General features: G+C 43.8%; 17 protein-coding genes. 7 read left to right on the top strand and 10 right to left on the bottom strand.

The window, feature by feature from the left end; genetic code table 11:
* Positions 1-98: 98 nt before the first annotated feature.
* Complete coding sequence (locus tag M3193_RS10700; RefSeq protein WP_251627461.1) at positions 99-1,508, top strand: purine-cytosine permease family protein; 1,410 nt, start codon at positions 99-101, stop codon at positions 1,506-1,508.
* A gap of 255 nt (positions 1,509-1,763) precedes the next feature.
* Here the strand turns inward: M3193_RS10700 and M3193_RS10695 are convergent, their stop codons facing one another.
* Genes M3193_RS10695 through M3193_RS10685 form a run of 3 tightly spaced genes read right to left on the bottom strand, consistent with a single transcriptional unit; the run spans position 1,764 to position 4,010 of the window.
* Entirely contained in the window at positions 1,764-2,591 is an 828-nt protein-coding gene (locus tag M3193_RS10695) for a MetQ/NlpA family ABC transporter substrate-binding protein (RefSeq protein ID WP_251627459.1), read from the bottom strand.
* Between the two features lie 14 nt (positions 2,592-2,605).
* On the bottom strand, positions 2,606-3,268 hold the full coding sequence (locus M3193_RS10690; protein ID WP_251627456.1) for a methionine ABC transporter permease: 663 nt from the start codon (positions 3,266-3,268) through the stop codon (positions 2,606-2,608).
* Entirely contained in the window at positions 3,261-4,010 is a 750-nt protein-coding gene (locus M3193_RS10685) for a methionine ABC transporter ATP-binding protein (RefSeq protein ID WP_251627454.1), read from the bottom strand. The genes M3193_RS10690 and M3193_RS10685 overlap by 8 nt, the downstream gene beginning before the upstream one ends.
* A 208-nt stretch (positions 4,011-4,218) precedes the next feature.
* Here M3193_RS10685 and M3193_RS10680 point away from each other — a divergent pair, with 208 nt between their 5' ends.
* Positions 4,219-4,662, top strand: coding sequence for a GNAT family N-acetyltransferase (locus tag M3193_RS10680; RefSeq protein ID WP_251627452.1), 444 nt, complete (start codon positions 4,219-4,221; stop codon positions 4,660-4,662).
* A gap of 49 nt (positions 4,663-4,711) precedes the next feature.
* On the opposite strand, the gene M3193_RS10675 is transcribed toward M3193_RS10680, so the two are convergent.
* Positions 4,712-6,364, bottom strand: coding sequence for a malate:quinone oxidoreductase (locus tag M3193_RS10675; RefSeq protein WP_251627451.1), 1,653 nt, complete (start codon positions 6,362-6,364; stop codon positions 4,712-4,714).
* A gap of 423 nt (positions 6,365-6,787) precedes the next feature.
* Here M3193_RS10675 and M3193_RS10670 point away from each other — a divergent pair, with 423 nt between their 5' ends.
* A complete protein-coding gene (locus M3193_RS10670) occupies positions 6,788-7,489 on the top strand; it encodes a YjjG family noncanonical pyrimidine nucleotidase (RefSeq protein ID WP_251627449.1) in 702 nt (233 codons plus the stop codon).
* Between the two features lie 21 nt (positions 7,490-7,510).
* On the opposite strand, the gene M3193_RS10665 is transcribed toward M3193_RS10670, so the two are convergent.
* Entirely contained in the window at positions 7,511-8,257 is a 747-nt protein-coding gene (locus tag M3193_RS10665) for a DUF5694 domain-containing protein (protein WP_251627447.1), read from the bottom strand.
* Between the two features lie 253 nt (positions 8,258-8,510).
* Between M3193_RS10665 and M3193_RS10660 the strand changes: the two genes are divergently transcribed.
* The gene (locus M3193_RS10660) at positions 8,511-9,530 is read left to right on the top strand and encodes an alpha/beta fold hydrolase (RefSeq protein ID WP_251627445.1); all 1,020 of its coding nucleotides are present in this window, start codon (positions 8,511-8,513) and stop codon (positions 9,528-9,530) included.
* Positions 9,531-9,763: 233 nt separating this feature from the next.
* On the opposite strand, the gene M3193_RS10655 is transcribed toward M3193_RS10660, so the two are convergent.
* On the bottom strand, positions 9,764-12,148 hold the full coding sequence (locus M3193_RS10655) for a polyprenyl synthetase family protein (RefSeq protein WP_251627443.1): 2,385 nt from the start codon (positions 12,146-12,148) through the stop codon (positions 9,764-9,766).
* A gap of 172 nt (positions 12,149-12,320) precedes the next feature.
* On the opposite strand from M3193_RS10655, the gene M3193_RS10650 reads away from it, so the two are divergent.
* The 3 genes from M3193_RS10650 to M3193_RS10640 all read left to right on the top strand — a co-directional run bounded on the left by M3193_RS10650 (position 12,321) and on the right by M3193_RS10640 (position 16,221).
* Entirely contained in the window at positions 12,321-13,973 is a 1,653-nt protein-coding gene (locus M3193_RS10650; RefSeq protein WP_251627441.1) for an ATP-binding protein, read from the top strand.
* On the top strand, positions 13,966-14,673 hold the full coding sequence (locus tag M3193_RS10645; protein WP_251627439.1) for a response regulator: 708 nt from the start codon (positions 13,966-13,968) through the stop codon (positions 14,671-14,673). Before M3193_RS10650 ends, M3193_RS10645 begins: the two co-directional genes overlap by 8 nt.
* A gap of 210 nt (positions 14,674-14,883) precedes the next feature.
* The gene (locus M3193_RS10640) at positions 14,884-16,221 is read left to right on the top strand and encodes a CitMHS family transporter (RefSeq protein ID WP_251627437.1); all 1,338 of its coding nucleotides are present in this window, start codon (positions 14,884-14,886) and stop codon (positions 16,219-16,221) included.
* A gap of 79 nt (positions 16,222-16,300) precedes the next feature.
* Here M3193_RS10640 and splB read toward each other — a convergent pair whose 3' ends face one another.
* The 4 genes from splB to M3193_RS10620 all read right to left on the bottom strand — a co-directional run bounded on the left by splB (position 16,301) and on the right by M3193_RS10620 (position 19,445).
* A complete protein-coding gene (splB, locus tag M3193_RS10635; RefSeq protein ID WP_251628262.1) occupies positions 16,301-17,329 on the bottom strand; it encodes a spore photoproduct lyase in 1,029 nt (342 codons plus the stop codon).
* 109 nt (positions 17,330-17,438) lie between these two features.
* Complete coding sequence (locus tag M3193_RS10630; protein WP_251627435.1) at positions 17,439-18,629, bottom strand: DUF4317 domain-containing protein; 1,191 nt, start codon at positions 18,627-18,629, stop codon at positions 17,439-17,441.
* 126 nt (positions 18,630-18,755) lie between these two features.
* On the bottom strand, positions 18,756-19,082 hold the full coding sequence (locus M3193_RS10625) for a YnfA family protein (RefSeq protein WP_251627433.1): 327 nt from the start codon (positions 19,080-19,082) through the stop codon (positions 18,756-18,758).
* Positions 19,083-19,166: 84 nt separating this feature from the next.
* On the bottom strand, positions 19,167-19,445 hold the full coding sequence (locus tag M3193_RS10620; RefSeq protein ID WP_251627431.1) for a hypothetical protein: 279 nt from the start codon (positions 19,443-19,445) through the stop codon (positions 19,167-19,169).
* Positions 19,446-19,825 lie beyond the last annotated feature (380 nt).

The raw sequence follows: 19,825 nt of genomic DNA, 5'->3' as shown, positions 1-19,825 counted from the left end.
GATAAAATGGAGGGGTGAGCATTAATTTAAAAGAAGTTTGATCAAAAATAAGCCTAAGGGCTAAAGGAGTGAGCGATTCAAATAAGGAGCTGGAATTTATGACAACAGAACAAACTACTACTTTGCAACAAGACACAGGAGAAGAGGTCGTTCGGGATTATTCTTTGGACCGTGTACCTCGCGAGGAACGAAAAGCTGGCTGGCTTAGCATAACGAACATTACGTTCGGCATCGCTACAGCGATTTTTTACTTTCAAATGGGAAGTGTTATGGCACTCCAATTCGGGGCACCCAATGCCCTACTATCCGCAGGCTACGCGATTATCGTGGCGGGTATACTCGGTACAGTCATTGTGTACCTATCTGCGAAAACCGGCATGAATGTGAACCTCCTATCGAGGGGCGGCGGCTTCGGCTATATTGGAGCATCTTTGACATCACTCATCTACGCGTCAAATTTTATTATGTATTGTGCTTTTGAAGGTCTGATTCTGATATCAGCTGTACATCATTTTCTACCCTCCTTTCCAAAATGGGTTTTAATCCTCGTATTTGGACTCATTGTTATTCCTCTTAATTGGTTTGGAATTCAACAACTGGACAAGCTGCAAAAATGGTCATTACCGATTTTTATCCTCTTTTTGATCACTGCAATTGTCATTTCGTTTATCAAACCTGCTATTTATACGGGTCCTGTTTTCTCTTACATGCCAGAAGGAGTCCAGCTAGGCGGTACCGCGCTGCTGTTCTGTATCGGTATGCACAATGGGATTATGGGCTTGACCGCTCTTCTCGCTTCTGATTATGCCCGTTTTCTACGCCCTAAAGATATCAAAATTGGATCTTTAGCAATCGGGTTTATTCCTCAAATTTTTTGTTATGGCGTTATGGGAGGACTAGGAATCTGGTTTGGCGTCCGTTATTTGGAGTCGGATCCAGGCGTTTATATTGTACTGCTGCTCGGAATCGGCGGTGCGTTATTTACCATGTTGACGCAATTACGTATTAATGTCACAAATATTTATAGTAGTTCACTCTCCTTATCAAACTTCTTTGAAAACATCTTCCGTTTCACCCCCGGCCGACGATTTTGGGTCGTTGTATCCGCATTGACGGCGATTGCTCTAATGCTCGGCGGCATTGTAGACCATCTTGCTACGGTTATGACATTCCAAGGAGTCTTCCTGTTCTCCTGGGCGTCCATCTTGGTGACGGATGCGCTAGTCGTAAAAAAATGGTTGAAAATCGGACCGAATTATTATGTTGCCACACAAGAGTATTTGTATAAGTGGAATCCGGTCGGTGTTGTTTCACTTCTCGTTTCAAGTGTAATCGGCACAGTTGCCGCACTCGGTTATATGGGATTATTTCTCCAATCGACAGCCGCGTTTTTTGCTGCAATACTCGCTGCTATTTTGACGGTCATCATCGCGATACTGACAAAGGGCGCGTATTATTTGCAACAAGAACCAACTCATATTGTCGAAGAGGACAAACTTAAGCGATGAACAACTGGAAGCCATGCCCGTTTGAAAATGGGCATGGCTTTTTCATGCGATTCGGATGGATCTAAAGCCCCGAAATGACGATAACTCTTGGCAAATGACCGATAACTTTCGAGAAGTGACCGATAACTCACCGCAACTGACCGATAACTATTTGAAATTGACCGATATACACCAGGAAATGATCGATATCTTCAACCGATAAATAAAAAGAGCCATTCAAGTTGCAAACACAACCTGAATGGCTCTTCCCATTTTTTATTCAAACGCCGGAATGGCGGTTTCGTCGTAGTTCTCTTCTAGAAACTTGCGTACTTCCGGGCTTGTCATCGCGTCAGCCAACTTTTGAATCGGCTCCCAGTCTTTATTGTCTTCACGTGCGATTAACGTGATCGCAAAGTCATTTTCGACTCCTTCTGTAAGCAATGCATCGCTCTTCGGCGTCAAGCCGAGCGGAGCCGCGTAGGCAGGCGTCATAACAACCGCGTCCGCATCATCATACATACGAGCTAGCATCAGCAAATCGACTTCTTCAAATTTGTAGTTTTTCGGATTGTCGGTAATATCCGCTTTTGTATAATATGTGTCTTTCTTTTCACCTAACGTAATGACGTCATGCTGGGCAAGTAATGACAACGAACGGTCGATATTGGATACATCGTTCGCCATGGCGATGACCGCACCTTCCGGCAGTTCATCAATTGAGGCGTAGTCTTTGGAATAAACACCATAATTCGCAAAGTAGATTGGTGTAATCGGAACTAAGTTTGCATTATTATTACGGTTGAATTCCTCCATATACGGAACGTGCTGGAAGAAGTTCGCATCCACTTCTTTTGCGGCAAGCGCACTGTTCGGTTGGACATTGTCGCCTAATACAACTACTTCAAGATCGATTCCTTCCTCAGCAAGCTTCGGTTTCACAAGCTCAAGAATTTCCGTCATCGGTGGAATCAACGAAGCGACCTTCAACGTTACTGCTTCATTTTTTTCTTCTACTTTAGCAGGGGTATCCGCTGCTTTATCCTTGCCGCAGCCTGCCAATATAATCATCAGCAATGCCGACAGCATCAATAGTTTTCTCATGTTGTATCCTCCTGTTATCGTTTATCTATCATTCTCGATACAGTCGTTCCGGTAAATTGGATGAGCTGCACCAGTATGACCATTATGATAATCATGTACATCATTAAATCCGTTTTGAACTGCTGGTAACCATACCGGATTGCAAAGTCTCCGATGCCCCCGCCTCCGACGACACCCATTATCGTTGAATACGATATGAAACTGATGATTGACGTCGTTAATCCTAAAACGAGTCCTGAGCGGGCCTCGACGTATAAGAATTTAAAGATGACTTGCCTGACCGAAGCCCCCATCGCAATTGCCGCCTCCATTACCCCTTTCGGCACGTCGAGTAGCGATTGTTCAACGAGACGGGAATAATGCGCAATGGCAATGATCGATAGCGGCACGGTAGCGGCCGTCGTTCCGATGGCCGTTCCAATGAGCATCCTTGTGAACGGGATAAGAAAAACGACAAGCAATAGGAACGGGAATGAACGGATGATATTCACCAATAAATTCAATATTGAAAAGATGATTCGGTTTTCGAAAATCTGCCCTTTCCTGCACAAAAAGAGCAATGTGCCAACGGGAAGCCCAACTAACACGGCTGCAGCAATTGAAACCCCGACCATTATGAAGGTCTCCCCTATCGAACTCCAAATTTCCGCTTCATATTGAAGTAAAACGTCAGGCATGACCCACGTCACCGTCCTTTGTCAGCTGATCCACAAAGAACTTCGGGCTGTTGTTCATCATTCCAATCCCTTTCGGCTGGATGGAAACCGTATCGTACACTTGTCCTTCACTCATGACCGTGACGCGGTTGCAGATACTTTTAATCACTTCCATCTCATGGCTGACAATGACAATCGTCACACCGAAGCTCCGGTTAATGTTTTGCAACACAGTTAGAATCTCTCCAGACGTATTCGGATCGAGCGAGGACGTCGGTTCATCGCATAGCAAAACCTGCGGATTATTCGCTAATGCCCTGGCGATTGCTACGCGTTGCTTTTGCCCGCCGCTCAATTGGGCAGGGTACTTGTCCATATAATTCGAAAGCCCAACAAACTGAAGACATTCCTCGACGCGGGAAGGGCGTACTTTCCGAGGAAACTTCGCCAATTCCAACGAGACCGCCACGTTGTCAGATACGGTTTTATTCGCCACTAAATTAAAATGCTGAAAAATCATTCCAATTGATTTTCTTGCTTGGCGAAGGTCTTTTCTGCTTAACTTCGTTAAAATTTGACCATTAATTTCCACTTCGCCTTCGTCTGGCTTTTCCAAGAGATTCATGACTCGAAGCAGTGTCGACTTTCCTGCGCCACTCGCCCCGATAATACCGTGGATTTCCCCTCTGCCGACCGATAGGGATACAGAATTAATCGCCTGAAAACACGAATAACTTTTACTGATATTATGTAATGTAATCATAAAAAAATCCCCTTTGCACGATTTGAAGGGTGATTGCGACGCTTACTATTATAGCCTAATCTGCCTAGGTTGTCATATTATCATTTTCATACTATTATTGGTAATTCCTCATTAGCTCCTATGGTTTTTAGAAATTTCCCTGTTTTTAAAAATTAGACTTCCAAGGCGGCCAAATCATCGATTATAATTTAGCAAAGGGGAGATGATCATGCTGCATTTGGAATCAATTACGAAGGACAATTGGGTGAAAGCCATTTCGCTTCGCGTCCGGGAAGATCAAGTGAATTTCGTCGCGTCAAACTCGGTTTCGCTTGCCCAGTTGAATTTCCTTGAAAACTTCCACGCCAAAGGGATTTACCTTGGCGAGGAAATGATTGGATTTGCGCTTTACGGAATCGATGAAGACGATCATGAATACTGGATTTACCGAATGATGATCGACCAAAAACATCAGGGAAAAGGGTATGGAAAAGAAGCGATTCAGCTTGTAATTGATGATATTCAGTCCATTAAAGAAGATTGCCATCAAACGATCACGCTTTCTTATGAACCGGCAAATGAACATGCAATACGCATTTATGAAAAGATGGGGTTTAAAGAAATCGAAGGGCTACTTATTAGCGGCGAACAAGTGGCGCGCTATACATTCTGAACAAGTAAAAAAGCTGACTACGGTACGATTCCGAGTCAGCTTTCGTAGTTTATTCTTTTTTACTTGGCTCTTCTTCTACAACCAACGTGTCATCCACGTTAAGCACTTCCCTATCTACTCCAAGGGCTGGGTCTTGTTCGGTATCCCCGGTTTCAACAACAACAGACTCTTCTACCAATGACTCTGTTTCTTCATTCGAAGATTCCGGTTCGTCTTTCTGGTCCACAAGACCTAGCGCTTGCGCAGTTGTCGCATGGATTTCCTTAAGGAGATCCGGATTGTTAACGAGCGATACACCATAAGAAGGTATCATTTCTTTAATTTTCGGTTCCCACTCTTTCACCTGTTGCGGGAAACATCTATTCAGAATTTCCAGCATGACATGAACGGCAGTGGAAGCTCCTGGTGAGGCGCCGAGCAATGCAGCGATCGAGCCGTCTGCTGCATTGACAACTTCTGTACCGAATTGCAGCGTACCTTTGCCGCCCGCTTCCGTGTCTTTGATAACTTGGACGCGTTGGCCAGCTACGACGGTATCCCAATCCTCGCTTTTCGCGCTCGGGATGAAGCCGCGCAATTCCTCTATCCGCTGTTCCTTCGATAACATCAGTTGCTGAATCAAGTATTTCGTCAATGACATTTCCTTCGCACCTGCCGCCAACATCGTAAAGACGTTGCTCGGTTTCACGGATGTGATGAGATCCATATTGGAACCCGTTTTCAGGAACTTCGGAGAGAAGCCGGCGAAAGGTCCGAATAACAATGATTTTTGATTATCTATATATCTTGTATCCAGATGCGGAACAGACATCGGCGGCGCGCCTACCGAAGCTTTTCCGTAAACTTTCGCGTGGTGCTGTTCAACAACTTCAGGATTTTTACACACTAGGAAGAGACCGCTTACCGGGAAGCCTCCAATATGCTTTCCTTCCGGAATACCAGATTTTTGCAAGAGATGTAAACTTCCTCCGCCAGCGCCGATAAAGACGAATTTCGCGGTATGGCGTTCAACAGCCCCACTTTCAAGATTTTTCACTTTCAATTCCCATAAACCATCAGTTGTGCGTTTCAAATGATTCACACTGTGGTTATAGTTTATATTAACATTACTATTCTTCAAATGGTCAAATAACATGCGTGTCAAAGCGCCAAAGTTGACGTCCGTTCCTGTATCAATCTTTGTAGCTGCAATCGGTTCATTCACGTTCCTGTCTTTCATCATGAGCGGAAGCCATTCCTTCAACTGCTCAGGGTCATCAGAGAATTCCATTCCTTCGAACAGCGGATTATTGGAAAGCGCTTCAAAACGCTTTTTCAGAAACTCAACGTTGTCTCTCCCATTCACATAGCTCATGTGAGGCAATGGCATAATGAAGTCTTCTGGGTTACTAATCAGTTTATTGTTTACAAGATAAGACCAAAACTGCATCGAAAGCTGAAACTGTTCGTTGACTTTTATTGCCTTACTAATATCTAACGTGCCGTCCGGCTTTTCATTTGTGTAGTTGAGCTCGCATAGTGCAGCATGTCCAGTCCCTGCATTATTCCACTCATTGGAGCTTTCTTCTCCTGCGCCCGGGAGCTTCTCAAATACTGTGATTTTCCAGTCCGGTGCCAATTCTTTCAACATTGTTCCCAAAGTTGCACTCATGATTCCGGCGCCAATTAAGATGACGTCTGATTTTGTTTCTCCGTTGCTCATTTTTATCATCCTTATACCCTAGTTTTGCAGAAAGGATGTAGACGCTCCTTCTTAGGCGTCAAAACAAGACAAGACGCGAGCTAGGAACACACCTTTTCTGTTAATAATAACCTCATATATTATATCACAATCTTTTGTCAGAAGGCCCCCATATGCATAATTGTTTAATTGTTTAGGTGAATTGTTTGGGAATTGTTTGGGTGCCTGTGCATGGTGCAATTATGACTATTCACCCTAACGCATGAATATGCCGAAACCAGAACACCTAACTCCATTACACGTGGGGCGTCTATTATTCCTATGCAATTGTAGTGCATAATCTGAATTGTTTTTTGCACAGGCACCTATATTTCCTATAGTTACATCTCCCGTATATCTGGTGTTATACTGACAGTACAGCTACGTCAGTCAGGAGATGTGAGAATGAGATATGATGTGTTTTTGTTCGATTTAGATGATACGTTAATGGATTTCGGGGAAACGGAAAAACATGCGTTCACGAATGTGTTCACAACACACGGTTTACCAAACGCATTAGCGGACTTCAGGGACACGTACCGGGCAGTCAGCACGGTGCTTTGGGAAGATTTGGAGCAAGGCAGGATAACGCTTGCGGAGCTGAAAACGGAGCGATTCAGACGATTGTTTCTTGAGCATGGTCTTGAAATGGATGCAGAGCAGTTCGGCCAAATGTATCTTGATTATTTAGGGAAAGAAGTCCACTTAATCGACGGGGTAGCATCCATGCTTCATTCTCTGAAGGGAGCAAGGATTGCGGTTTTGACGAACGGCTTTAAAGAAGTTCAATTAGCTCGTATTGCCGCTTCCGGTCTAGCCGATACTTTTGAAGCGATTTTCACATCTGAAGAGATCGGTCACCAAAAGCCACAGCCTGAAATTTTCGAGCATGTATTCAAGCAGCTGCAAATTAAAGACAAATCACGTGTCTTGATGGTCGGGGACTCACTCTCGTCGGATATTCGCGGGGGCAATAACTACGGCATCGACACATGCTGGTATAATCCGAATCGAAAAGAGAATAACGGCTTGGCTAAGCCCACGTATGAAATTCATGATTGGAAAGAGTTCCAATCCATATGCACTGAAACGCTCGCGTCCAGTTGAAGGATGCGAGCGTTCATGGGATTATTGTAGATATGACTGCACGGGCACAGTTTCGAAAAGCCCACTCTCCTTTGCGAAGTTCTCGACGATCCTGACATGCGAGCCGCCGACGATGAATAGAATCCGGTCCTCTGGAGTAGTGGCCAAGTCCGATAGATTTGAAAAAAGAATGAGATTTCGCTGATACCACCAGATCAGCCAGTCCATGCCGACATATTGTTCGGCTTCTTTGATGCGCGCCATATTCACATAGCTGCGATGGAGTTGTTCGACTACTTCCGGCTGATTGTAATAAAGGAGCAGATCATTGACACTCTTTCCGGCTGTTGTGAGCTCAAGCTGGTACAACGGCCCGAATAATTCTTCATACAACTTGGGCTGATGCTCTTTCGCCCATTCAGCAACTTCTCCAATCTCTCTTAGACAAGCACCTTGTTCCATCCAATCCACGGCGTAAACTTCCTGATGCCCCATTTCTTTTGCCAACCTGTATCCGATCTGGTCGATTTCGTCCTCTTGCAACTGATAGTCGCCCTTTAAATAGCGCATGAATTCCTCATTGATGGGACCATTTTTCTTCTTCTCAATTTCCAAAGCGATTTTCGTAGGCTTGAAATCTTTTAAACAGCCGACCACCTCTTCGATCTCTTTCTGCCTTTGTGTTGACAGCATGCTGTCCTTTTCTACTTCAATCATGTCTGCAGTGGTACCCATGTGAAACGTTCCCAAAATCATGATAGTAGGCTTGCTTATTGCTTTCGACTGCATCTGTATTTCCCCCTTTTGTCTGCACGATTTCCCTCCTTATTGTGCCTTTTGCATCACGTTATGTCCAGCAATTCAGAAATTTCATTATAGATGAAAAAAGCAAAGGAATGGAGCTGTTACTTCATCTGTTTACCGAGCTCAAGGGAAAACTATTCCTCTGACGACTCACTCCCTACGAATAAAAGGAAATTCTTGATATAGAGACGAATAAGTTGTTAATGAATTGAAATCATTGAGGAAAGCAGGGAAAAAGATGGAAGTTGGCATATTTGTATTGGCAAGTTTACTTTTACTAGGATTCATATACGAACTTCTTTCACGGCGGAGGGACGCAAAAAGGACCTACCCCGGTAAAATGATTGATGTCGGCGATTATCATGTCCATCTGACGGATGATGGCCAAGGTGCACCTACTGTCGTCATCATTCACGGGGCAGGTGACAGCTCTTATTCATGGATGCATATTAGCAAGGAAGTATCCGGGTTTACGAGGGTCATCACCTATGATCGTGCAGGTATGGGCTCAAGTGACCCCGGTCCCGCCCCAATGCCCGAACATACCATCAAAGAACTACACAGCATGTTGGATGCAACTGGAGCCCGCGGTCCTTATGTGCTTGTCGGTCATTCCTTAGGAGGGCTGATTGCCCGGCTTTATGCTTTGAAATATCCGAATCAGGTGGCCGGTCTCGTGTTCTTGGATTCTACGCACGAGTCTCTCAAGGAAGATGCAAAGTTCAAACAGGGCTTTGCCGCCATTGGTGTTATGCTAAAAATCGTAAGGCTAGTCTCTCCATTTGGGATTCCACGGTTCCTCGGTGACGTTCTAGGCGTCATTCCGATGTTTGGAAATGAACTTTCCTATTATAAACAACAGTTGAGTACCGAAGAATATAAGCAATGGAAAGGAAACGTTTATCGTATCTTTGCCGGCAAGACAGCCGGATTGGAGTTTAGAGGTGCATGGCCCCACTTGGCTGCTGCCGCGAATCAATTACGAAATAATCGAGAGAATCCCCAGTTCGGTGACTTGCCGATTGCTGTTGTCAATAACCCAGGTTTTGGTGCCCAATGGACCGATATGCAAAAAGAACTTGCCTCCCGCTCAACTAACAGTATCCATAAGACGAGTGATCGTAAGGGGCACAGTCTCCAAATGCCACGGCCAGAATATGTGATTGAAGCAATCCATCATGTCGTTGAACAAGTACAGGAACGAAACGGTAGAACCCTTGCCGAATCCTATGAGGAACATGCTCTCGAGTTGATATGACTTTTAGAATTTAAAAGCCTCATTCAGTTTTGATGCAGCATTGCATCAAGTTGTTCGAATTGTTCGGGTGCCTGTGCAAGGCACATTTATGACTATTCAATCAAATGAATGATAATACACGAAAACAAAACCCGACTCGAAGATGAGTGGGTTTTGTTTTTTCTTTATACAATTGTAGTTCATAATCTGAATAGTTTGCTGCACAGGCACCAAAAATATTCTGACAACTCATATCAGTTATCCCGGTTTACGATGTAGTGTAGGAGGTGTTTTAAGTAGGTTGTTTTGTGGTGCATCTGTTGTAAGGTTTCCATGGCGGTGCAGTAGTGGTCCCACATTGCTTTTCGGGCGCCTTCCACACCGAGGATCGAGACGAAGGTCGAGTTGTTGTTTTCTACGTCTTTTCCAGATGGCTTTCCGAGGGATGCCAGGTCGCCTTCAACGTCGAGCAAGTCATCCTTGATTTGAAATGCGATGCCGGCATGATAGGCAAACCGTTTCAATGCTTCCAGTTCCGTGTCCTGTTTCCCGGCTAAGATTGCCGGCATGACGAGAGAGGCCTCAAAGGCAATGCCGGTTTTGTAAAAGCACATCGTATTTAACTGTTCCACTGTCAATTGTTTGCCTTTGGAATTCAAGTCCATCGCCTGGCCTTTACACATATCCGTTGTCTTGCCAGACGAGTAATGGATCAGGCGGAGCACGGTTTCTGGGTCGAAGTGTTTGAGCGAGGCTTGTTCCTCAACCGCTTTTTGGGTCAGATAGAGACCGGTCAACTCTGCCGTTGCCGCATCGTACACATTGTGCAATGTAGGACGCCCCCTTCGGAATGGCGAGTTGTCTTGAGATGGCAGGTCATCAAAAATCAGGGAAGCTGTGTGCATGTATTCCAACGATTTCAGTAGCGGCATGATTGCAGACCTATCCAATCCATACTCATAGACGCCCATAAACCACGTCATAATGGGCCTTAGTCGTTTTCCATCGCCTTGCAGACTGTAATTTGCAGCATCCATAATCGGCACTTCCATGTTAGGGACGTCGTCATTCTCAGAGATATATAAGATGTCGTTTATCTCATTTCTCACAGTTTCGATCGAGTCTAAAAAGGATTCCCGCTCTTCCCGTTCATCTGTTAAATTGGCGATGATATGATCTCGGAGCAATTTATCAAAGAAATCCACATCGTCCGCTTTTCGTACCATCTTTTGAATGAGTCGATCGAATTTGGGATTCCCGGTTGCGAACAACTCCATCACTTCATTGTATTTTGTGGCTCCCATGCGCTCTTTAAATCGTTTCAAACCGTTGATTGCACGGTTCAGAATCACATTCCTCGTCTTCGTATCCGAATGATACACGTTATGGATCAAATTGGAGATGACCGTCCAGTACAATTCAAATGGGTTAATAAGGTCCGGACGGATGTGGTGATATTTCATGTAGTAGGTGTAGGGAGTAACCGCGCCAGCTTCCAAGTCTTCAAACATATCCGCGAAATCATCCGCCAGCTGATTGTAAATGCCGTAAAAGAATGTGCGGTTGTCAAACCCGTCATCCTCTTCTGCACTAAGCACCGATCGGACAATTAAACGGGACGAAGATGATTTTAAAATGACAGGGATATAGAGCTCTTCATTCGAATATCTTGCATCCGACAAATCCTTTTCTCGGTCCACTTCTTGGGAATTAAAAAACACGTAGGATTGCTCGAAGAAATTATCCTTTGTCTCTTGTCGCAAACACCCCTGAATATATGCAAATGCGTCTCGAAGTTCGGAATGAATAAATTGCATCAACTCTTTATTGGGGTCAGGCCAGGCCCCTAATTCGGGTACAGCACCTGTCACAAGGGTAGTTCGTATCAGACTTGAATATTGTTTCTTCTCCTCCTCGGACAAGACATCCGAATCCAAAAGATCATCAATGAATGGATAGGTCAGGCCATACGAGTAGCCCAGTCTTATCGCTTGATCCAACTTCCTGGCGCGTTCTTCGTACGTCGTCTCCTCTCCCATTTCTTCAATCTGGTGAAAAATGACTCCTGCAGTGATCTTCATCAGCTTCCGCTTCGCTTCTTCAGCATTCATCCCTTCTGGAATAGCAGCGGAAACCGATTTCAATTTGTTCATCAACCAGATCATCGTCGACTCGACGCCTTCCTTCTGAGCCCAACGGTATAACCCCGCCATGCTGAACACCTCGGCTTTTCCTCCGTTGCCGATTGCAGCGGAAAGTGGAAGATGTTTCTTTACATCTTCAACGACAAGCCGAATCCTACTCTGTGTATGAGGTGAAGTAAGGGATTTGCCCAAATCACGCAAGAAAATGTAAGATATGCTTCGATCTAAGTAATCATCGAGCTTTCCAGTGTAATCAAGCCATTGAATATAATTGTAATACCCGCGTGAATCGGATTTTCCCTTTCCCTGCGAAAATAACGATGCCATTGTATTGTGATGGATATGATTCTGTTTCCAAGCTTGTATATCTTTAGTTAAGGTAGTAGCATAAATCTTGTTTGCGAGCTGCCCGGAAAGTGCTGCAAAATATTCCGCAGCCCTCTTCTCGGCAAGCTGATAACCTGCATCGGCATTTTTTTGTAACCTATCATTCATACTATATTACCTCTACTTCATGTTTTTTTAGTGCCTGTGAAATGAATCACTCTACTATATGCTATGGGATATCATTGTCTGCATGTTGGATGCTATCGCAGACCTAAACAAATACTAACATAATAGCTTGAATTACTATTATGATTAAAATGAATCGGAGTCTAACAATATCATGAAGCTGCATAAAAGACGGGAAAAAAACCCGCATCTTCAACCAACTATTATTATCAATTTCAAAATGAAAATGATTTTATTAGTTGCCGCCCTCATCATTGCAATTATCTTGGTAATCGGGATTTTTATTGGTCATTTCATATCTGTTACGATGGAAGAACAAGTTGGTGATCGCGCACTTAGCGTGGCGGAAAGCGTGGCACATATTCCTGAACTGGCAGAAGCATTCGGGCAAGATGATCCTGCATCCATTATCACCCCCCTTGTCGCCCCCATCCAAAAAGCGACAAAGGCTGAGTTCATAGTCGTCGGCAATACGGAGGAAATTCGATATTCGCATCCGAAAGCCGATAAAATCGGTATGAAAATGGTGGGGGAAGACAATGAAAAGGCGTTGATTCATGGCGAATCGTATGTCTCCAAAGCAGCCGGATCATTGGGCGACTCAGTGCGCGCTAAAGTTCCTGTGTATGTGGATGGAAAAATTGTCGGCGTCGTTTCGGTCGGATTTTTAATGAACGATATCCAATCGATAATTAAGTCTTATACTAACCAATTATGGCTTGTGTTAATAAATATCGCGATTGCTGCAGTAATCGGTGCGATATTGATTGCGTCGTATATTAAAAAAGTATTGTTTGGGTTAGAACCGGAGGAAATTGCACATTTGTTTCTCCAAAAGGAAACGATTCTTCAATCGACGCATGAGGGCATTATTGCTGTTAATCAACACGGCATAATCACAATGCTCAATTCTGCGGCACAACGTCTATTGTTCAATCAAGTCATTCAACCTGAACAATATGAAGGAATGTCAATCAAGGACCTAGCACCCGCTCAGCAGTTGCTCCGTTTTCTTCATGATGAAACTAATCGAATCGATCAAGAGATGATGATCGGCAATACAATTGTATTTGCCAATAAAGTCCCTATCTACTTCGAGGATTCGTTGATCGGAACCGTATTCACTTTCCGCAATAAAACCGAAATTGATTTATTGACGAAAGAATTGACGTCTGTTAAACAATATACAAATGCGCTACGTGCCCAAACACATGAATTCTCAAACAAGCTCTATACGATCCTCGGTTTATTGCAGCTCGGTAAAAAGGAAGAGGCAATCCACTACATTAAGCGGGAAAGTTCGCTTCAAAAAAGCTGGATTCGTTTGCTCATTAAGAAAATATCCGACCCACAGGTGAGCGGCCTTTTACTCGGTAAATTAAATCAGGCAAGCGAGTTAGGGATAGATATAGCAATTCAAGAGGATAGCAGACTGGAAACCCTCCTAAGTGAAAAGCAAAGGGAAGCACTGTTGACGGCGATTGGAAATCTAATTGATAATGCGATAGATGCGGTGAATCAAAACCCGCCTGCTGACCGGAAAATAGCGATTTATTTTACCGATATCGGGAATGATATCATCTTCGAAATAGACGATGCCGGCGAGGGCGTGCCCGATCGGTATGTGAAGTTGATTTTTGAGCAGGGATTTACATTAAAAGAAGGTGAACACGGCGGTTTTGGACTGGCACTTACAAAGCAACTTATCAAGGGAGTAAATGGAGAACTCTATTTGGAAGAAGGAGATCTTGGCGGTGCAAGCTTCGTGCTATCAATGCCAAAAGAAGGGAGAGAATCGGATGCTTGAACCGATTCAAGTATTGATTGTTGAAGATGACTTTCGGATCGCGGATATCAACCGTCAATTTGTAAATCGTGTGCAAGGATTTGTCGTGGCGGAAACTGTAAAGACGGGCGAAGAGGCTCTCACTTATTTGCGAAGCGCCAGCAATTGGCCACAGCTTATTTTATTGGATGTCTATATACCCGACGTTCAAGGATTGAATTTATTTTGGACATTGAGAGACGAGTTTACGGAAATTGATGTCATTATGATGACCGCTGCAAAGGAAGTGGAAACCATTGCTGAAACACTGCGCGGCGGGATTTTCGATTATATCGTGAAGCCAGTGGACTTTGAACGTTTTGAACGGACATTATTGAGCTTCCGAAACAAAAAACAATTGTTGACGACAAAGACGGAGCTCAAGCAAGAAGAAATCGACCTTCTGACAGGCTTGCAATTCACCCCTGCACCAATAAAAGATAACGTAGAGCGATTGCCGAAAGGTGTCGATCAACTTACATTGGAAAAAATAAAAGTGATTTTACATGAAAGCAATGATTCCGGCATCACGGCATTGGACGCCGGAAAAAAGGTGGGCGTGAGCCGATCGACCGCCAGGCGTTATCTGGAATACTTAGTGTCTATCAATGAAGCGGATGCCCAGCTGAAATATGGAGATATTGGGCGCCCAGAGCGAAGATACACACCGTGGACAAAATGAACAAAACGACCAGAACAACCATTAGTGTTTTTAATTAGATAAACTTATCCTTATAACCTCTTTATGATAAATTTCTAACTATAGAATATTTTGAAATAGAGAGGTTATTTTCTAGGACAGCATTACTTGTTTTTTTATCAAGTATGTATCCGCTTACATAGGCCTCTCTCTTTCAAAAGTGGACTTCGGTTTGCTGGAGAGGAGATATATATGCTAAGTATTATTGGTTTAATTACAATCGTCATCATTGTAGCGCTGCTTATTAGCGGTAAGGTTTCTCCCATTGTTGGACTTGTGTTAGTGCCAGTTGCGGGAGCATTTGCTGCCGGCTTCAGCTTTGATGAAATCGGTGTGTTTTTCACGGAAGGTACAACCAAAGTTGCAAGCGTTGCCATCATGTTCATCTTTGCAATTTTATTTTTCGGAATTATGCAAGACGTTGGTTTATTCGACCCTCTCATTAACAAAATGATTGCAATATCCCGTGGAAATGTAATTGCTGTTGCTGTTGCTACCGTTATCATTGCCGCAATCGCACATTTGGATGGATCTGGAGCATCGACATTCCTCATTACAATTCCGGCATTGCTGCCTTTGTACAAACGGTTAAAAATGAATCCATATTTACTTCTATTGCTTGTCGGAACAGCTGCCGCCATTATGAATATGGTACCGTGGGCTGGACCGCTAGGAAGAACGGCTTCTGTATTAGATGTGGATGTTACAGAGCTTTGGAGGCCGCTCATTCAGATTCAAATTATTGGTCTTGTTTTATTAATTATTATTGCCGTCACTTTAGGCTATCGTGAAAAACGCTTAATAGCGAAAAAGGCTTCGTTAGGCGAAGGAACGATGGAAGAAGGAATTTTCGAAGATACATTAGCTGAAGCACAAGTAGCCGCTACTGTTGCAGAAGAGAATAATCTGAAACGCCCAAAACTTCTCTGGATCAACGCCCTCCTCGCCATTGCCGTCATCGGCGTTCTCGTGTGGGGCATTATCCCTGCAGGATTTGCGTTTATGATCGGTGTCAGTATTGCATTGCCACTGAACTTCCCGAAAGTTCAAGACCAAATGGCGCGCATTAAAGAGCATGCGCCAGGTGGAATTATGATGGCGACGATTATATTGGCGGCTGGATCTTTCTTAGGAATTTTGAACGGCACAAATATGTTGACCTCGATTGCTACCGATCTCGTGACGGTTTTACCGGCATTCGTTGCTCCATACTTGCATATCATCATCGGGGTGTTCGGTGTACCTTTCGATTTGCTGTTAAGCACGGACGCTTACTATTTTGCACTGTTGCCGATTATTGACCAGGTTGCCCTTTCATTCGGCGTCCCATCCCTATCTACTGCATACGCGATGATTATCGGTAACATTATCGGTACATTTGTCAGTCCTTTATCACCTGCTCTGTGGTTGGCGCTCGGACTTGCTGGCCTGGAAATGGGGAAACATATCCGCTATTCCTTCATGATCATGTGGGGACTTAGCATTGTCCTTTTAATCATTGCAGTTTTACTTGGCGTGATTGTGATTTAATCAAAAAAAGTATCAGACACTCCTAGAAGCTTGGGCTACAGGAATGTGCTGATACTTTTTTGTTTCACTGCAATTTGTTTCACGTGAAATACTCGATCTTCGCGTTTGGAAAGTACTTTTCCATATAGCTGTATAAACGATCCTTCAATTCATCCTCTTCGTCCTTCTGATAAATGTACTTGCCGATGCCGTACTTCCCCCATTTGTAGCGTCTTTTCTCCTCATCCAACTCGAGTTTCGTCTTCGGGTAGTTCTTCTCGATGACCTTTTTCGCAGGCTTCGTAAACCTGTGCTGGATGAATTCAAAGGTAATGTCTTCACGAGCATCCTGCGGCAACTCCTCATCAAGACGCTCAAACAAATGCCGATACCCTTCCTCCCAGCCTTCATGGATGTAAATAGGCGCAACGATAAAGCCGAGTGGGTAGCCTGCTCTCGCCACCTTCCCCGCCGCCTCAATGCGTTTCGCCAAAGGAGATGTTCCCGGCTCAAAGTTTTTGATGACGTAATCGGCATTGACACTGAATCGGAACCGCGTATGTCCATTGTGCTTTGCGTCAAGCAGATGATCCACGTAATGGAACTTAGTCACAAACCGAAGTCGACCTAGCTCAGTTTGGCCGAAATGTTCAATTGCCCTTTTCAAAGAATGGGTCAAATGATCAATTCCCACAATATCCGATGTACAGGCCGCTTCAAACCTCGTGATTTCAGGCGCACGTTCTGCAATATAATTGTCAGCGGCTTCGAAGATCTCATCCACGTTCACGTACGTACGGATATATGGCTTGGTCCCCATCGTCGTCTGCAAATAACAATAATGACAATGCCCCATGCATCCTGTGGCTAACGGAATGGCATACTCCGCTGACGGCTTCGACGTATCGAATTTCAACGTTTTTCGAATACCGACGACTAACGTCGATTTGGCGATTCGGTATTTCTGGGCATCCGTCTCACCCGGTAAATCCCGGATCTGATTATGCGAAGTCGTAAAACGGATTTCAATTCCCATTTTCTCGAACTTCTCTTTCAATTCTTTACCAAGCGGATATTCCAATGCATTTGGCTCAAAATAGACAAGCTGTGGTGTGAAGGGTTTATTCATGCTGTATAGGACCTGATCCATGTTTTGTATCCATGTGATCACCTTTCTCTTTTCCCTTAGCTTGTCTTTAAAATGAGAAATTATTTAAAGAAGGTGTTCCACCTCTTTGTTAATCCAACAGTTCTTCAGAGAGGAGTGTAAATCCTTCAATCATTGTGTCCTCTTCCACTTCAATCAAGATGCAAGTTTTACCGTTCACTTCAACTTGCCTTACAAACCGCAAGTCCTGTGGGCTAATGGCGATATTTGCTACTTTCGTTTGGATTTTGATCGATTTCGAAGTATAGCTTGGGACAATATGGCTTGCTTTCATCTCATATTTATCATCATCGATTACTTTCCGAAATGCCATTTCAACCTTTTCGGTATCGACATCCTCCACGCCGCTCGCCTTCAGGACGCGGGTCACTTCTTTTGTATCTAAGGTAGGAATGCTCTCATCTTCCTCATCCTCTTCATCCGCTTCCATCATGCGCTGAATCTCATCGTATACGCTCGCAATGGTTCGTGTATTCATTTCATCTCCGATAACCGATTTCACAATTTCTTCAAAAACAACTTTATCCTCCTCGGCAGTCATGATTTCCTCGCCGTCCAACACATTTTCGATAAAGTGGAAATTCGGCTTATTCACTTTTCCTGCTGCGTAGAGGACATGATTGACGTCTGCCGCATTATCCGTAAAACACGGGAATAAAAAGCCGCCAGTCGGGGACGTTAGATTAATGATCGGGTCAAGCGTTATCTGTGATTTGAATTTCTTCTCATTGAAATCAAATACTAGAGATTGTTTCGGCAAGTCGGTCTGATTCATGCTGCAGAGAATGAACGGATTCTTGTACACTTCATCCCGAACCGCCACTTCCGCCTCTTCGCTATTCCGTTTCGTCGGTCTATAATAATTCCCTCTAATGAACGTAACAACGATGTCTTTCTCGTATTGCGTTTCTTGTATCATCTTTTGGGCAATTTTTTGCATTTCCACCTTCCAATCCTCGACGTTGTCCGACTGGAGGCCCTCATATAAGATCTGCTGCGTATGGTCTGTTTCCTCTTCCGTTTGACTTCGGAACTTCACTTCGAAAAGCTTTGCATCCAGTTTGCCACCAAGCACTTTTTTGAAATTAGATAGGAATAATTCCTGTTGCTCGCGGTCCAAAAGGGCGAACGGTTGGCTCACCTCGTGATAGACTTCATTGTTCTCCTGCCGAATATAAATATTGTAAATATCAATGATTTTCAATAGATCTGTATCTAGCTTAAAGCGTTTGCGAAAATCAGCAATTGCTTTCTTGTTCATTTATCGCTCAACTCCCCAGTTAATCTGTCATATGATAAAAGAGTGTCAAAGCTATCGTTCGGCTTTGACACTCCTCTATTATATCAATGTTTATATAGATAGCAGGAACACAATCAATTTCGAATTTTATTGCCGCGGTGCAAATAACATCACCGAAACACCAACTAAACAAATAGCTGCTCCTAGCCAGTCATATAGATCAGGTGTTTTTCTATCAATGCTCCATCCCCATAATACGGAGAGAACGACAAATATCCCACCATAGGCAGCATACACTCTACCGAACGAAGGGAACGTTTGAAAGGTAACTATAATCCCATATAATATTAAAGCTACGCCACCCAACATACCCCAATAAAACGGCTTCCCCTCCCTTAACCATAGCCAAATGAGATAACCTCCGCCTATTTCAGCAAGTCCTGCCAATATGAATATTATAATTGCGTAAATCATTTATCATTCACTTCCTTTATTCCTATACAGTCAGTATAACGTAAAAGAACCCCCAAAAGCCTTCGGGGGTCGGGTCCGCAACTCTTACTGTTCCTCCACTTGCTCATGCACTTCGTTCAATTGCTGTCTCATCAAGTCCAACTGTTCTTTGTTTTGCTGAACTGTATCCATATGCTCATTGCGTTCCACGGCGTTCGCAAATGCATTTTCAGCACGTAAGATCGAATTGAACGCATGCTCCGCTGCAATCTCTTCCGGATGTGACATCGCTTGCTTTACCGAGCGATCCGCCTTTAGAACTGAGTTGCTTAAGAAAGTGCTCGGATGGTCCTTTTTCCAACTTGGTTTTGAATCCTTCGCCATTTATGTTTTCCCCTCCTGCACATAAGATAAGTTGCGGCGAGCTTAGTATTGTAAAATATCCAGAAACTATGCGTGATGTTTAGAAACCGCTCGGAAGTGGTATTCATAGACATAGATTAAAAGGCAGGTGACTAACACATGACCAAACAATTCAACTTTATTATTGGAAACAAACTGATCACCATCTATGACAAGGATCAGCAAATAGCTGAGCAAAAGGCCCACGAGCTTTACAAAGAATTACAAAATAATGATAACTAAAAACACCAGCTGCTTACTGAAGCTGGTGTTTTCTACTTCTTACTATTTATAAATTCGCATTCATTCAGGACTAAAAGCTGAACTATACGTATACTGAATGTAATTTTAAAATTCCCTAT

The organism is Sporosarcina luteola, assembly GCF_023715585.1.
Taxonomy (GTDB): domain Bacteria; phylum Bacillota; class Bacilli; order Bacillales_A; family Planococcaceae; genus Sporosarcina; species Sporosarcina luteola_D.
The sequence above is the reverse complement of the archived record's forward strand: the minus strand, read 5'-3'. Positions and strand labels throughout refer to the sequence as shown.

What these genes read in the sequence shown, in the direction of transcription:
- M3193_RS10700 (WP_251627461.1), top strand. Translation starts at nt 99, where the DNA reads ATGACAACAGAACAAACTACTACTTTGCAACAAGACACAGGAGAAGAG.
- M3193_RS10695 (WP_251627459.1), bottom strand. Translation starts at nt 2,591, where the DNA reads ATGAGAAAACTATTGATGCTGTCGGCATTGCTGATGATTATATTGGCA.
- M3193_RS10690 (WP_251627456.1), bottom strand. Translation starts at nt 3,268, where the DNA reads ATGCCTGACGTTTTACTTCAATATGAAGCGGAAATTTGGAGTTCGATA.
- M3193_RS10685 (WP_251627454.1), bottom strand. Translation starts at nt 4,010, where the DNA reads ATGATTACATTACATAATATCAGTAAAAGTTATTCGTGTTTTCAGGCG.
- M3193_RS10680 (WP_251627452.1), top strand. Translation starts at nt 4,219, where the DNA reads ATGCTGCATTTGGAATCAATTACGAAGGACAATTGGGTGAAAGCCATT.
- M3193_RS10675 (WP_251627451.1), bottom strand. Translation starts at nt 6,364, where the DNA reads ATGAGCAACGGAGAAACAAAATCAGACGTCATCTTAATTGGCGCCGGA.
- M3193_RS10670 (WP_251627449.1), top strand. Translation starts at nt 6,788, where the DNA reads ATGAGATATGATGTGTTTTTGTTCGATTTAGATGATACGTTAATGGAT.
- M3193_RS10665 (WP_251627447.1), bottom strand. Translation starts at nt 8,257, where the DNA reads ATGCAGTCGAAAGCAATAAGCAAGCCTACTATCATGATTTTGGGAACG.
- M3193_RS10660 (WP_251627445.1), top strand. Translation starts at nt 8,511, where the DNA reads ATGGAAGTTGGCATATTTGTATTGGCAAGTTTACTTTTACTAGGATTC.
- M3193_RS10655 (WP_251627443.1), bottom strand. Translation starts at nt 12,148, where the DNA reads ATGAATGATAGGTTACAAAAAAATGCCGATGCAGGTTATCAGCTTGCC.
- M3193_RS10650 (WP_251627441.1), top strand. Translation starts at nt 12,321, where the DNA reads ATGAAGCTGCATAAAAGACGGGAAAAAAACCCGCATCTTCAACCAACT.
- M3193_RS10645 (WP_251627439.1), top strand. Translation starts at nt 13,966, where the DNA reads ATGCTTGAACCGATTCAAGTATTGATTGTTGAAGATGACTTTCGGATC.
- M3193_RS10640 (WP_251627437.1), top strand. Translation starts at nt 14,884, where the DNA reads ATGCTAAGTATTATTGGTTTAATTACAATCGTCATCATTGTAGCGCTG.
- splB (WP_251628262.1), bottom strand. Translation starts at nt 17,329, where the DNA reads ATGAATAAACCCTTCACACCACAGCTTGTCTATTTTGAGCCAAATGCA.
- M3193_RS10630 (WP_251627435.1), bottom strand. Translation starts at nt 18,629, where the DNA reads ATGAACAAGAAAGCAATTGCTGATTTTCGCAAACGCTTTAAGCTAGAT.
- M3193_RS10625 (WP_251627433.1), bottom strand. Translation starts at nt 19,082, where the DNA reads ATGATTTACGCAATTATAATATTCATATTGGCAGGACTTGCTGAAATA.
- M3193_RS10620 (WP_251627431.1), bottom strand. Translation starts at nt 19,445, where the DNA reads ATGGCGAAGGATTCAAAACCAAGTTGGAAAAAGGACCATCCGAGCACT.